This is a genomic window from Acinetobacter sp. AYS6 (assembly GCF_025630795.1).
Classification (GTDB): Bacteria; Pseudomonadota; Gammaproteobacteria; order Pseudomonadales; family Moraxellaceae; genus Acinetobacter.
Map to the genome: position 1 here is coordinate 1 of NZ_JAOTNV010000008.1, position 14901 is coordinate 14901.

Annotated in this window: 13 protein-coding genes; 10 read left to right on the forward strand and 3 right to left on the reverse strand. The window is 39.1% G+C overall.

From position 1 onward, the window contains the following. The first annotated feature begins 195 nt into the window (after nucleotides 1-195). From OD757_RS12775 to OD757_RS12805, 7 genes are all read left to right on the forward strand, one after another. Nucleotides 196-1074 carry a VacJ family lipoprotein gene (locus OD757_RS12775; RefSeq protein WP_009390771.1) on the forward strand — a complete coding sequence of 293 codons (879 nt, stop codon included), beginning with the start codon at nucleotides 196-198 and terminating at the stop codon, nucleotides 1072-1074. 111 nt (nucleotides 1075-1185) lie between these two features. Continuing rightward, nucleotides 1186-2154 (forward strand): RsbU family protein phosphatase GigA, encoded by a 969-nt coding sequence (gigA, locus tag OD757_RS12780; protein WP_263032116.1) that lies wholly within the window; start codon nucleotides 1186-1188, stop codon nucleotides 2152-2154. 102 nt (nucleotides 2155-2256) lie between these two features. Beyond that, nucleotides 2257-2778 (forward strand): anti-anti-sigma factor GigB, encoded by a 522-nt coding sequence (gigB, locus tag OD757_RS12785; RefSeq protein WP_002117273.1) that lies wholly within the window; start codon nucleotides 2257-2259, stop codon nucleotides 2776-2778. Between the two features lie 26 nt (nucleotides 2779-2804). Continuing rightward, the gene (locus OD757_RS12790) at nucleotides 2805-3629 is read left to right on the forward strand and encodes a carbon-nitrogen hydrolase family protein (RefSeq protein ID WP_263032117.1); all 825 of its coding nucleotides are present in this window, start codon (nucleotides 2805-2807) and stop codon (nucleotides 3627-3629) included. A gap of 14 nt (nucleotides 3630-3643) precedes the next feature. Further along, nucleotides 3644-4018, forward strand: a complete 375-nt coding sequence (locus OD757_RS12795) for a DUF4951 domain-containing protein (RefSeq protein WP_009390722.1) — start codon at nucleotides 3644-3646, stop codon at nucleotides 4016-4018. Nucleotides 4019-4184: 166 nt separating this feature from the next. Beyond that, the gene (locus OD757_RS12800) at nucleotides 4185-4622 is read left to right on the forward strand and encodes a MarR family winged helix-turn-helix transcriptional regulator (RefSeq protein WP_263032118.1); all 438 of its coding nucleotides are present in this window, start codon (nucleotides 4185-4187) and stop codon (nucleotides 4620-4622) included. 88 nt (nucleotides 4623-4710) lie between these two features. Next, entirely contained in the window at nucleotides 4711-5142 is a 432-nt protein-coding gene (locus tag OD757_RS12805; RefSeq protein ID WP_009390777.1) for an organic hydroperoxide resistance protein, read from the forward strand. Nucleotides 5143-5201: 59 nt separating this feature from the next. On the opposite strand, the gene gspE is transcribed toward OD757_RS12805, so the two are convergent. Beyond that, entirely contained in the window at nucleotides 5202-6692 is a 1491-nt protein-coding gene (gene gspE / locus OD757_RS12810) for a type II secretion system ATPase GspE (RefSeq protein WP_263032119.1), read from the reverse strand. 96 nt (nucleotides 6693-6788) lie between these two features. On the opposite strand from gspE, the gene OD757_RS12815 reads away from it, so the two are divergent. Continuing rightward, nucleotides 6789-7610 (forward strand): hypothetical protein, encoded by an 822-nt coding sequence (locus OD757_RS12815; RefSeq protein WP_009390731.1) that lies wholly within the window; start codon nucleotides 6789-6791, stop codon nucleotides 7608-7610. Nucleotides 7611-7619: 9 nt separating this feature from the next. After that, nucleotides 7620-8537 carry a mechanosensitive ion channel family protein gene (locus OD757_RS12820; protein WP_263032120.1) on the forward strand — a complete coding sequence of 306 codons (918 nt, stop codon included), beginning with the start codon at nucleotides 7620-7622 and terminating at the stop codon, nucleotides 8535-8537. On the opposite strand, the gene OD757_RS12825 is transcribed toward OD757_RS12820, so the two are convergent. Further along, complete coding sequence (locus OD757_RS12825) at nucleotides 8527-11331, reverse strand: DUF2339 domain-containing protein (RefSeq protein ID WP_263032121.1); 2805 nt, start codon at nucleotides 11329-11331, stop codon at nucleotides 8527-8529. The genes OD757_RS12820 and OD757_RS12825 overlap by 11 nt on opposite strands. 154 nt (nucleotides 11332-11485) lie before the next feature. On the opposite strand from OD757_RS12825, the gene polA reads away from it, so the two are divergent. Beyond that, the gene (polA, locus tag OD757_RS12830) at nucleotides 11486-14257 is read left to right on the forward strand and encodes a DNA polymerase I (protein WP_263032122.1); all 2772 of its coding nucleotides are present in this window, start codon (nucleotides 11486-11488) and stop codon (nucleotides 14255-14257) included. A gap of 53 nt (nucleotides 14258-14310) precedes the next feature. Here polA and OD757_RS12835 read toward each other — a convergent pair whose 3' ends face one another. After that, nucleotides 14311-14880 carry a YggT family protein gene (locus OD757_RS12835; RefSeq protein ID WP_009390679.1) on the reverse strand — a complete coding sequence of 190 codons (570 nt, stop codon included), beginning with the start codon at nucleotides 14878-14880 and terminating at the stop codon, nucleotides 14311-14313. Nucleotides 14881-14901: the final 21 nt, after the last annotated feature.

A 14901-nucleotide genomic window follows, 5' to 3' on the forward strand; every position in this document is an offset into this window, starting at 1 on the left:
TATAGACCATCCCAATCCCTTTGCAACCCCTTTTTTAAACAAACATTATCGTATGCTTGTTTTTTAGCCTTTTTAGCATTTTATCTATATTATTTGATCAATTTTACATTGATAATAGGTTATCAATTTTGTATTAAAGCATATCTCCATCCAACTGCACTTAAGTATTAGCCTGGCTGGCGGTTAAGGAATTATATGAATTATTCTAATTTAATTTTACTCAGCGTGTTATCTGTAGGTGTTTGTACCTCTATATATGCTCAAGAAAACACGGTAAGTGAATCTGCTAATGCGAGTTCATTAGAAGAAACAGGGTCGAATCATCCCCGTTCACAAATTATTAAAGATTTAAAAAATATTAAAGTTAAAGATTTAAAAATTAATGCGAATGCAGCGCAACCAGATCCTGTAAAAGATCCTTTGCAATCATTGAACCGTCCAATTTATTCTTTTAATGATATGTTGGATCGCAATTTTTTACGCCCAGTTGCCGTTCAATATAGAGAAAAAACCCCAGAAGATGTACGTGGCTCTTATCGCCAATTCCGTAAAAATCTTGGTGAACCATGGAATGCTGTCAATCAGCTTATTCAAGGCCGTCCTGGTCGTGCAGCAAAAACTTTAGGCCGATTTACGATTAATACATTAACTACTCTTGGTTTAGCTGACCCAGCCAGCCGCTTAGGTTTACCGACTGAGGAAGAGAATTTTGGTGTAACTCTAGGCTACTATGGTGTGCCTTCGGGACCATTCCTTATGTTACCCTTCTTTGGACCAAGTACCTTACGTGATGGTTTTGGTTTAGCAGTAGATGCTCAAGCTCGTCCACAAAAATACGTTATGGATGACCAAGACGGGCTTTATTGGTCAAGTAATCTATTACAAGCTGTTGATACTCGCGCTCAATATCTAGACTTAGATCAAACCTTACAAGGTGATCAATACGCTATGATTCGAGACTTATATCTCCAACGTAAAGCATTCCAGATTGCAGAGAAAAAGGGCGACTCAGCGGATGTATCTTTCATTGATGATGATTCAGAAGATACACCTGATGAGAATCAAAACCCTTAAAAGATGAAATAAAGGTATTGCTTGAATTGAGAGTTCGGCAATACCTTGATTTTGGTCATACATACTCTATGATGAATAAAGTGATCATATAAAAGGACTACCATATCTTCTATGTATTTTATTAAACCGACACGCTCTATTCCTTATTTAGAGCAAGCTTTGGATAAACTACCAGGCTTACAAGTCATTAACATAGATGATTTAGATTTATATGATCCAACCATCATTGCAATTGCAGATGTACAAGATTTCCTAACTTATAAGTGGAATTTACCCACTATTGTAATTGCTTTTGAAAATGAAGGTAGTGCTTTAGCTCATGCATGGGAAGCAGGTGCTCTTGCAGGTTGGGTATGGAACCAGTTACCTAGCGATTTAAATAAAGCTCTATCAAGAATTGATGCTCAATATAAGCGTAACCAAGATAGTCGTGATTTACCTTCGGCTGCTGAACTGCAAAAACGGTTATTACCCAATCCAATTGATTTATTAAATTATGAAGTCGAAACTTTCTTTCAGCCTTCCGCTTACCTTTCCGGTGATTGGTACGACTATTGGAAATTAAATGACAAAGAAGTTTTATTCTATCTGGCTGATGTTTCAGGTCATGGTGTTACCAGTAGTTTATTAACATCATGGATGGCAGCTTTTCATGGTCGATCTAAAACACCGAGACAATTAATTAAAAAATTAAATGGGATGTTAGTTCAAGAAAATATTGAAAAGCACATTACGATTGTGGTGGGTATTTTAAATCTTGAAACCCATACTCTTCGCTGGTCAAGTGCTGGACATTACCCCCCTCCTATCATTTTTGAGCCCAATCAAGCACCGAAGATTCTAACAACGAGTAGTTTCCCATTAGGTTTAACCGATGAACTTGAAGTTGAAGAGCATGTTTGTACATTAAATCGCCACGCACGCTTCATTGTTTGCTCAGATGGAGCTCTTGAACCTTTTGATGGTGGTTTGAATGATCAGTTCCAACAATTGGTCCATCATTTGCAAAATCAATCATTTCAAGCACCCGATCACGTGGCCGACGATATTGCCATCTTCAGTCTTTGTCGAATGAATTAATTTACGAATCAATTAATTACATAATATACGACCTAAGGACTCTTGAGTCTGGGATGGCACTATGTGATAATTTTTCTATCCTTCTCTGAAAATGGCATTTATATGTCAACAGGTCATGTTGAATATGCAAGTTTAAATGGAACGCATATTTTCAAACTTATTGGTGAAGTGCGAGCCCATTCTTGTATAAGTCTAGACAAACTTTTAAACAGAATTGAACAGCAAGAGAATGTTGTAGGTGCAATCGTTGATTTAACCCAAACAACATTTATTGATAGTACTGTATTAGGCATCCTAGCTAAGCTAGGTTTAAAGCTTAAACAGACTCATCATATTCAAGCTGTGATGCTATCTACCAATCCAGATATCACAACCTTAGCCAACAGTATGGGGCTAGGGCAGGTTTTTGTTATTTTGAATTATTGTGGTGATCCTAATGTTTGTACGTTAACGTTAACAGATGAACAAATCACTCATAATGCAATGCTAAGAACTGTTCTGGATGCACATAAGACATTGATGAAACTCAATGCAAATAATCAGAATATGTTTGAGCCACTTGTGAAGCAGTTACAGAAAGAACAAGATACGCTTGAACAGGTTTCTGACAAGCAAAATGCCTGATTTTCACCATTAAGCCGGATTAGAATATGACCCTTGTTTCTGTTGCTCAAATGAACTCTCAAGATGATATTGAAAATAACTTTCAAGTCATTGAGTCTTTGATTCAACAAAGCAAGGCGCAAAATGCCAGTTTGATTGTTTTCCCCGAAAACTTTGTATGTTTTGCTGCTGGAAAACAACGTGAAACTGCTGAGCAATTTGAATCTATTCAGCAAAGGCTTGAGAAACTAGCACATCAATATCAAATCTGGATTGTGGCGGGCACCTTGCCATGTCCATTCCGTCCAGATGGATCTACTATTCAAGATGGGCGAGTCCGAACTGTTAGCCTCTGTATCAGTCCTGAACGTACAGAAGCACGTTATGACAAGATCCATTTATTTGATGTACAAGTGGGTGATGCTGTCGGTGGTTATCAAGAGTCTCGTTTCTTTGAACCAGGAACAGACGTAGTAGTCACATCTACTCCTTTTGGCAATATTGGCTTAATGGTATGTTATGACTTACGTTTTCCAGAGCTTGCTCTAACGCTAAGACAACAAGGTGCTCATATTCTTACTGCTCCTGCTGCATTTACCTACACAACTGGACAAATGCACTGGCAGCTTTTGCTACAGGCTCGGGCAATGGATAGCCAATGTTATGTTTTAGGTGCAGCACAACAGGGCTGGCATGGTGAAAAACGACAAACCTGGGGACACTCTGGGGCAACAGATAGTCGTGGTCAAATTTTAAGTATGGTTGGATATGAAGGAAATGGATTAATTACTGTACCCTTTGATTTAACTGCACAAGAACTTGTCCGCTCTTCAATGCCTCTAATGACACACCGTAAATTGATTCACTATTAAAAGTTTAATTATTCATGTGGAAATACTTATTTAGCTTTTTTTGCTTGGGGGCAAATATTCATTGTTATGCAGAGTTTGGTACAACGAATCATTTCGTTTCACCAACCGCACAGCTCAACTCAGATATTCTCCCCTCTACTCCTAAAAATATTCCTTTGCCTGCATTTGGTCAGAGAATAATTGGATGGGGAACGGGTGCAGAAGGTGCGAGACAACGTTTAGAAAATATTCAACCTGCAGATGTTTCTATGATTAAAAAACAAGGAACAACACTTGAAATGATCACTGCTTGGCAAGATTTTTATGAACAAGAGCAACAACGTAATGCGAATAATCCTACTGCTAAATATCGCGCGCGTTTAATGAAAAAAATCGCAGATCTATGGTAGCCAGTTTTATCCAAAATATTTTTTATCTTATGGAATAATTGAATCAATTATTCCATTTTTTATATCTCTTAATTTATTTTATTCATAACCTATTCTTATGAACATTTAAGAAACTGAATAGAACGCGATATACTACAAAAGCAATATTAGTTTCTTTGAGGAAGATATGGACCAAGACTGTCAAAACTTAAAGCTTGAGAATCAACTATGTTTCCTCGTCTATTCAACAAATTTAGCTCTTAATCAGCTCTACCGAAAACTTCTAGCACCTTTGGGTATTACTTATCCTCAATATTTAGTGATGTTAGTTTTATGGGAACAGGATGAAGTGACTGTTTCAGAAATTGGCGCAAAGCTATTTTTAGAATCATCTACCCTCACCCCCATTTTGAAAAAATTAGAAGCCCTACACTTTCTTCACCGCACTCGCTCAACACAAGATGAACGCCAAGTTATTATTACGCTAAGCGATGAAGGAAAAAAATTAAAAGATCGAGCAATGGATATTCCAGCCGAAGTATTAGACGCAAGCTCATGTGATATGACAACGCTACTGGGCCTAAAAGATCAACTTACTAAACTCCGTACAAACCTAGTCAAATAAACAGCAATTTTTTCAAAAAATATACTTGTCAAAATAATTAAGTCGTGTACGATATATTTGTGTTCAATTTATTTTAGGAATAAAAACGATGTCATTAGAAAAAGTTGTTTATCGTGCAAAAGCTAAAGCAACCGGTGGTCGTGATGGCCGTGCAACCTCATCTGACGGTGTATTAGATGTACAACTTGGTGTGCCTAAAGAAATGGGTGGTGCCGGTGGTGCTGTAACAAATCCTGAGCAATTATTTGCAGCTGGTTATTCAGCGTGCTTTTTAGGAGCTTTAAAATTTGTTGCGAACCGCGATAAATTTAATATTCCCAAAGATGCTTATGTTGAAGGCGAAGTAGGTATTGGTCCAATTCCTACAGGTTTTAGTATTGAAGTAACTTTAAATGTTTACTTGGTTGGCATGGATCGTGAAGAGGCTGAAAAGTTAGTTGCAGCAGCTCATATTGTATGCCCATATTCAAATGCAACACGCAACAATATTGATGTAACTTTTAATATTGTAACTGAGTAATTTTTTAAGTTTAAAAAAATGCCCGAATCTTATCGGGCATTTTTATTGCACGTTATAAATTATACTTCACTTGCTTCATTGGTTACTCGAAGCACTTCTTCAAGTGTAGTTTTACCTGTAAGTACTTTGCGTAAACCATCATCACGAATAGAACCCGAATACTGACGAGCATGATTTTCTAATTCAAATTCAGCTGCATTACCGTGAATCAGACGGCGCATAGGTTCATCAACAGGCACGATTTCATAAATAGCCGTACGCCCATTGAAGCCCAAGTGAGAACAGTGATCACACCCTTTAGCTTCAGGTAACTTCAATAAAGGTTCACTATGGATATGTTGAAAAACCTGTCTTTCAAAAGTATCAGCTTCACGCCATGCCATGCAATGTGGGCATAAGGTACGAACCAAACGTTGAGCAACAACACCAATTAAAGAACTAGATAATAAGAATGGTTCAATCCCCATATCTTTAAGTCGAGTGACCGCACCAATAGCGGTATTGGTATGTAGTGTAGACAACACTAAATGACCCGTTAAGGATGCTTGTACTGCAATTTCAGCCGTTTCCAAATCACGAATCTCACCCACCATCACCACATCTGGATCTTGACGCAACATTGCCTTTAAAGCACGAGCAAAAGTCATATCTACTTTAGTATTGACTTGTGTTTGCCCAATACCTTCAAGTTGATATTCAATCGGATCTTCGGCTGTCAAAATGTTGCGCGTATTGTCGTTTAGATCAGATAAGGCTGCATACAAGGTCGTCGTTTTCCCCGAGCCGGTAGGACCAGTTACTAAAATAATGCCATGGGGGCGATGTACTAACTGAGTTAAACGCTCATAGTCATTTGCCATTAGACCCAAATGGATCATATTAAGACGACCCGCTTGTTTATCAAGCAAACGCATTACAACTCTTTCACCATGTGATGAAGGTAAAGTCGAAACACGGACATCTACTTCTCGTCCGGCAAGACGTAAAGAAATACGCCCATCTTGCGGTACCCGCTTTTCTGCAATATCGAGCTTTGCCATGACTTTAATACGTGAAACAAGCAACGGTGCCAACTCACGGCGTGGCTGTACAACTTCACGTAATTGACCATCTACACGCAATCGCACAGATAATTTCTTTTCAAAAGCTTCAATGTGAATATCGGAAGCGCCCACCCGAATTGCTTCTGAAAGTAGGGCATTAATAAGACGAACAATTGGAGCATCATCTTCTTGGTCCATCAGGTCTTCTGTTTCAGGAACCTGATCGGCCAAGCTTAATAAATCTGGATGGTCTTCTAAACCTGCTGCAACTTGTTGTGACTCCCCTGTATCGCCGGCATAGCTTGTACTTAAGAGTGTATTAAATTCTTGTTCAGTACATAATTGGTAATGAGCTGGCTTACCTAAAATTCGTCTTGCTTCCTGCAATGCAATTTTTTCAGTATTTTGACGTCTAATAATAAATATTTGATCACCGTCATAACGAAATAAAACACCATGACGCTTGGCAAAACTATATGGAACTTGTATTTGTTTCAATATTTGCATCACAATTTATAATGATGAGTAAGATGATTTTGAGTGTACTCTAAGCAGATTACAGCGTGAAGTCTGTTTAACAACTCGGTAGAGGAATTTTACGTCTTGTTTGAAAATAATGAATATCAGCCTCGCCCCCAGAATTCTTTAAAATGGTGGGGTGAACAGCACTTTGAAATTAACCAGTCTAAAGCATGGCAATTCGGTTCAATGCTTTTTCGTCTAACACGCGGCATAAAAGAATGGCGCATCGAATATTATCGCCCATCTCTTCAAGATGATAATGAGCAAGATTGGCACCCAATCGCAGATCCGAATTTTGCCTTTCCGCATACGGTTCAAGTAGAACGCTACATGTTTCGGAAAACTAATCCAGAATTCCTACTGATGCCACGTCTAGCAGACCGCTCTGTGGTAATTAAACCTGTTGACCCTATCTACATTCCAGCGGGACAACGCGGAACTCTTTATATTAGTACGCCCTTATGGATTGCCGGTTTGGTTGAAAGTCAGCATGAGCCTTTGTTTGAAATTCCTTTAATTCAGCCCAAAGATACATGGTTTGGTCCAAATGCCCAGCAAGGCGAAATTTGTTATGCCACTTCAGTAGATGGGCGTACCGATTTGAACCTGTTAACGCCACGTGCTTTTCGTGCGGTTACACCGATTGATTTTCACAATACCAGTAACCATCAATTGCGTTTTGACCGCATGAACGTGCCAGTTACTGCCCTGCCTCTTTTTTATAGTGAAAGTACGGGGCGTTTATGGACTTCTCAAATTAAAGTTTATTATGAAGGCTCTGATCGCCCCGCACGCATTCGTATTGAAAATCGTACGCCCCCACTTGCTGGTGAGGTGACCTATGTTCATCCGCCACGTTCACCTGGTGGAGCATTATTCAATATGTTTGATTCATTCTTTTAAGAGGTTTATATGGCTGATACAAGTATTCCTAAGGATATCGCTGATAGCCTCACAAGCATATTTACCAATATTAATACCGAACGTATTAGTGAAATTTTAGTCGGTGTTGTGCTGTGTTTTATTGGTTTTGTTCTTGCCCGTATTATTTCAAATACATTTATTAGAACCGTTGGTTCACGTTTTAATGCTCATCAACGTCTGGTGTGGCGCCGCGGTATTTTTTATTTTATTTTCTTACTCTTCATTATGACGAGTTTAAAAGAAGCCGGTTTTAAACTCAGTGTATTTCTTGGCGCAGCAGGTATTTTAACCGTAGCGCTCGGTTTCGCATCGCAAACATCTGCCAGCAACTTGATTAGTGGTTTATTTTTGATTGGCGAAGGTTCGTTTGAAGTCGGTGATACGATCCAGATTACCCTCATTCGTGGCAATACCATCGAAGGCGAAGTCATTTCCATTGATTTGCTTTCGGTTAAGCTGCTTACACTCGACAATGTCTATATCCGTTTGCCGAATGAACAACTTATTCGTGCACCTGTACATAACTTATCTAAATACCCAATACGGCGCATTCCAATTACACTCGCAATCAACTTTCATGAAGACATTATTAAAGTCCGCGAGGTTCTGCTTGATGTGGCAGCCCATTATCCGCTTGTGTTAGATGACCCAAAACCTGCAGTTACAGTTACCGCGTTTAGAGAGTCATCGATTGAACTTTTATTTGCAATGTGGTGTAGACAAGAAAACTCTTTAAAAGTTCGGGATGAGATGCAAGAACGAATTCGAAATGGATTTTTAGATAACCAGATCGAAATTCCTGTTCCTAAAATGGGACTAATTGATCGACCATCTAGTGTTTTTGCTGAAGATGATATCGATCAATACAGTAATCAAAGAGAGTTAAAACAAGAGCCTAAAGCTTAGGCTCTTCATTTTTTTGTATAGCAGATGACGGCGGTAATGGCGCAAGATAAGCAATAATCAACATTACCCCACCTGCTCCAATAAACGAAATGACCCGAGTTAATGTCGCACTTTGCGATAGATCAAGCAAAATTAACTTTAATACGACTATTCCTAAAAGTGCAGCGCCGACAAACCACAATTGACGAATCATTTTGCGACTTGAGAAGGTGGTTAAAATGAATGCCAAGATTACCCAGAGCAATGTCAAACTTAACTGCACTACGCCATTTGTCCAAATTGCAGCACTCCAGAGTGGCGTTGCCCAGTAATGGTGCAAACCTCTGACCACCACACTACTGAATACTAATAACCCCACTAGAATTGTTGTAATTTTAAAAGTCCACTCCAATGATTTATCCTGATCAAAAGCATGTTGATAAATAATAAAGAGTAGACCTGCAAATACCACAATTGAGAGAAAGTCAGTTAAGTTAATCAAAGGAATAAAATAAAGATACTGGGCAGAATGCATATCAACACTGACTACAAGCAACCAGACCAAGCTTAGACACCACACCGGAATTTGATGTAACAATGTAGTTTTAGAAGTTTTATACGCCCAAAATGAATAAACCACAGGTACAAAAGCCAAAGCAACAATTGGCATTTGTGGAAAGATCGCCAGTCCAGTCACGGCTAATGCTAACCAGCTTAAACCAGCCCATAATTTTAAATATCCAAACTGACCTGATTGTGGTTGAGCCGTTATGAATAAAGCACTGAGGAGCATTGCCGCAATGAGGAAAGTACCCTGCTGCAAGATACTCGGCCATTTAAACATGCTGAATACTTGACTGGTAAAAGCCTCACCCAAAATTAACAACAATAATAGGCTAATTAAACTTAACTGTAGACTCTGCCATTGGACCCTTAGTTTGTAGTGAACAATTACACTAAATATTGATAATAAGAGTATCGCAATCATCAAATATGGACTTAAGCCGTGATGTTGCCATGTCAAAATTTCTACACCAGCGATAGCACCTGCATACATCCCTAAACACAAGAAAATACCGCTAAACATGCTGGCACTAAAATAGTGTTGCTCTTTACTGTTGTATTGCAACAAATAGAAGGCTGAAATAAATTGAGCCATTGCATAAATGCTTGTGCTTAGGGTCGGGAACTCTGCATTCGCCCAAAATTGATAAAACAATGCAACTGAACTGAGTAAAACTAAAATTACACCAATATATCGGCTTAAACGGTAGCGCTCAGTTACTCCCCAGACAATGAGGGCCGTACCTTGAGCAACCCAACCAATCGCGGTCCAATGCGCCCCTTTCGCGAGTGGAAAGATTAAGGCAAAAAATGCAACGGCGAGAATGAAAAAGCTTTTTGCAAGTACCGAAAGTTGAGGATGGGTCTTTTTGATCCAGAAAGTTAATACTGCATAAGTACCCGCCAAAACAGCAGCACCAATCGTCAATGCTTGTGTAGACTCATGTACCAAGTAAGCATGAAGTGTAAAACCTAATACAGGCACACTAAAAATAAGGCCTACATCTAGCAAAGGAGGTAAACGAATGCCTTCTTGGTGTTCACCTGCTGAAACTCGAGAGATATTTTGGCTATAACGGACACTAAGCCAAATAAACAGGGCTATATGTAGCCATAAAATCCAGTCTAATGTGTCAAATTTTGCTGGTTCTGCATAAAAACCTATCGCACTACCACCAATAAACATTGTGGCAAAGAAAGCAATCTGATTTAAGATTTTCCAAGGCTGTATAAAGTTAACCGCAGCAACAGCAAGATTAATGACCAAGTAATAGCTAAATAAGAAAACCACATCGGGACGATACTGCGGAATCACCAGTGGTGCAGCGTAAGCCATACCAAGTGCTAAAATTGCTAAATAAATTGCCTGTTGTTTTAAACTTAAGAATACGGTGATTGCTAATAAAATCGTAAATAGAATACTCGCTGTCATTAAATTGGCAATTACACCAAAATGATGCGAAAACACGAGTGTTAAGAATACAACAGCCAACCCAACACCCTGCAATGCCACAGCAAAAAGCTGATTTTTCTTTTGCAGAGTATAACCAAATGCAGTTAATACAGCTCCAGCAATAGCAATAAACCCAAGTTTCACACCTAAACTTAATTGCCAATGCTCACTTGCAAAACGCAATAACAGCACCACCCCAACCATCAGCACAGCGACAGCAACTCTTAAAATTGGATTGCCATGGACCATCCAGTCGACTGCTGGTTGCCACCATGCGGTCTGTACCTGAGCGGGTTGTTCGGGTTGATTTAAAGGTGCTGTTTCAACTGGTAGCAATGTGGTTGTATTACTCGAATCAGCTTGTCCTAGTACGGACGTTACAGCTTCTGTTTGTAGAGTCTCATTTATATTAACGTTTTGTTTTGCCGACTCGAGATACAACAGCCGAGTATGAAACGCACTAATCGTTTGGACCAAACATAACAATAAAACCAGCAATGCTCCGCCCGCAATCCACATCCAGTGATTCATATAAGCAACTAATGCAACCAAGGCGGCCGCATAAATCACTATTGTTTGCGTATGAATAGAATAAAGTGGGGTTGCTTGACGCGAAAACTGTTGTTCTAAATGTGTCAGACGCTGATGCAGATTAGATAATAACTGAACCAGTACTACGGCGAGTGCAATAGATAAAGCAGCAACAGCACTCTGGAATTTAAAACCAATTGAAATGGCTAAAAACAAAGTCAAAGCGATCAAAACGATGATCATTCCCTGTTTGTCTTTTTTATACATGGGCTTAGCAATATGACACCTTCATTACATGTCATCTTACTTCAAGCCAATACAAGCGTATATTTATACATACAAAATACTGCAAAAATCATAAACCTGCATTCATAGCCATTTTCACGTAAAATAGCCGTAATTCAAATTAAGGAATTGTTCAATGCCACCATTTGTCTTGGTTGATGGGTCCTATTTTTTATTTCGTGCATATCATGCATTACCACCATTGACGACCTCTACAGGGTTACATACCAATGCAATACGTGGAGCAATTTCTGCGATTCAAAAACTTATGCGTCGTATGCAACCGACGCATATGGCCGTAATTTTTGACACCCCAGAACCAACTTTCCGTCATAAGCTTTCACCAATCTATAAAGGTGATCGTCCAACCATGCCTGAAGAGTTGTCTCAACAGATTCCATATTTGCATGCATTGATTAAAGCTCAAGGAATTCCTTTATATAGTCTTCCTGGTGCAGAAGCAGATGACATTATCGGTACACTTGCTAAACGTGCCGTACTCGAAGGCCATCATGTGCTTATCTCGACCGGAGATAAAGATATGGCTCAGCTCGTCAATGATCATGTAAAACTCGAAGATAGTTTTAAAGATCGTGTACTCGACACTGACGGTGTATTTGAAAAATTTGGTGTTTGGCCAAATCAGATTATCGACTATTTAACGCTAATGGGTGATGCGTCTGACGGTATTATGGGTGTACCGGGCGTAGGGGCAAAAACAGCAGCTAAGTTACTGACTGAATATGGCACTTTAGACAATATCATTGCCAATGCAGATCAACTTAAAGGCAAGATTAGCCAAAATATTAAAGATAATTTAGACAATATTAAACTTGATCACCAGTTGGCTAGTATTGTTTGTGATCTTCCTCTAGAACTCGACTGGCATGAGTTAAAGCTTACTGATCCAAACGTAGAAGCTCTACGTAATCTTTATACTGAGCTTGAGTTTAGAAACCAATTACAGTCACTTGATCATCCAAACAACCCAAACAGTTCTACTTATAAACAACAAGCTTCGCAGACTGTTGTTCAAAATGAAGTTAAACCTGCTGAATCTATAGAAACTGAAGATCAAGCCAGCTTAACCAGTCAAGATGATCAGCTTGGAACTGCAAATTATCACACAGTTTTAACGCAAGAAGCATGGGATCAACTCTGGCAACGCATGCAAAATGCCGATCATTTTGCTATTGATACAGAAACCACGAGTCTTGATTATCGTATTGCCGAAATGGTCGGTTTTTCAATCGCATTTGACGCAGAAGATGCATATTATGTGCCTTTAGCGCATAACTATGAAAATGCTCCTGAGCAACTGAACCGTGAACAAATTCTGGCTCAAATTAAGCCTGTACTAGAAAATGAAGCGGTTAAAAAAATCGGACATCACCTTAAATATGATGCCCATATTTTTGCCAATCATGGTATAGAACTTAAAGGCTGGTATTTCGATAGCATGTTGGCATCTTATGTACTGAATGCTGCAGCTACTCGACATGGAATGGACGATGTTGCTCGCGTCTATCTAAGCCACTTAACCACCACTTTTGAGCAAATTGCTGGCAAGGGTGCAAAGCAGAAAACTTTTAATCAAATTGAGATTGAAGTAGCTGCCCACTATGCAGCAGAAGATGCACATGTGACCTATCGTTTGTATGAAGTACTTTCAAATAAACTTAAGCCATTTCCTGAGCTAGAAAATATTTTATATAACATCGAAATGCCAGTTGCCCGAATTTTGTCAGGCATGGAAGAAAATGGTATTCGTCTAGATCATGCATTCCTAGATAAACTAAGCGTTGAATTTGCAAAAACGATGGAAGGTCTTGAAAATCAGGCCATGGAAATTGCAGATGAAACTTTTAATATTGCTTCTCCTAAACAAGTAGGCGAAATCCTATTTGATAAATTAGGAATTAAAGGCGGCAAAAAAACTGCAACTGGGCAATACAGCACCAGTGAAAGTGTTTTAGAAAAAATCGAACATCCTTTAGCGGAAATTATTCTAGAGCATCGCGGTTTGGCAAAGCTAAAGAGCACCTATACGGACCGTCTGGTTGAACAATCTCATAATGATACGCATCGTGTACATACGAGCTATCATCAGGCACTCACAGCGACAGGTCGCCTCTCCTCTTCCGATCCTAACTTACAAAACATCCCAATTCGTAGACAAATTGGCCGTCAAATTCGTAAAGCATTCATTGCACCAGAAGGCCGAGTTTTACTAGCAGCCGATTACTCGCAAATTGAACTTCGTTTGATGGCTCATTTTTCTCAGGATGATGCTTTAGTACATGCGTTCCAGCACGGACAAGACGTTCACCGCCGTACTGCAGCAGAAGTGTTGGGTATTGCAATTGAAGATGTAACCAATGATCAGCGTCGTCAAGCCAAGGCAGTCAACTTTGGTCTACTTTATGGTATGTCTGAGTTTGGCTTGATTCGCCAATTAGGCTTCACACGTCAAGAATCGCAAAACTATATCAAGCAATATTTCCAACGTTATCCTGGCATTTATGAATATATGCAACGCACGCGTCAAGTTGCATCAGAGCAAGGATTTGTTGAAACTATTTTAGGCCGTCGTCTTTATACTCCGGATATTGATGCACGAAATGTGATGGTACGTAAAGCTGCTGAACGGGCTGCGATTAATGCACCTTTGCAAGGTAGTGCAGCTGATATCATTAAACTTGCAATGATTGAAGTCGATAAAATGCTGCCAAAAGATCAGGCAAAATTACTTCTTCAAGTGCACGATGAATTAGTTTTTGAAGCAGATCAAAACATTGCTAATGAACTTTCTAAGCAAATTGCAAATGTTATGGAGTCAGTAGTAAAAATTTCTGTGCCTTTACTTGTTGAAGTAGGACAGGGACTAAACTGGGATGATGCCCATTAATTAACAGAAATAAAAAAGGGCTGTTAAATACAGCCCTTTTTTATTGAGTCAGCTTAAAGTCCTGTTAATAGAACTTTTGCGACTTCATTCATTAAGATCTCGGCAATATAGAGTGCCAAAAATGCTAAAATTGGAGATAAGTCAATCATTCCCATATTAGGCAATAAACGACGGAATGGCGCGAGTAAGGGTTCAGCCAAATCTTGAATCACCTCAATATAAGGCGAACGCGATTGAGTAAACATAACCACCCAACTCAAAATGATTGTTGCAAAAATTAAATAACGGCAGAAACGAATCAAGTCCTGAATCATTGTCACAAAAGTCAGAATCACTAAATGAACCGGACTATTTGGCATAGAACCAGAAAGATACATTACACCGAAAATTTTCAGTAAATATAAAATAATTAAAAGAGCCAACGCAGCCAAATTAAATCGGCCTTTTGCGACCGTCGGAAAAATTCGGCCAAAAATATCAACAATTTTAGTCGCCTTTACGGTCGATAAAACCACAGGATTATAAGGACTTACTGCCGCCAATTGCATTAAAAAACGGAAAAAGACCAATAAAATCGCGACATTAATTAAAATTCCAAAAATTAGCGCAGAATTTGCACCCATAGTTGTCTTATCCTATTTAAG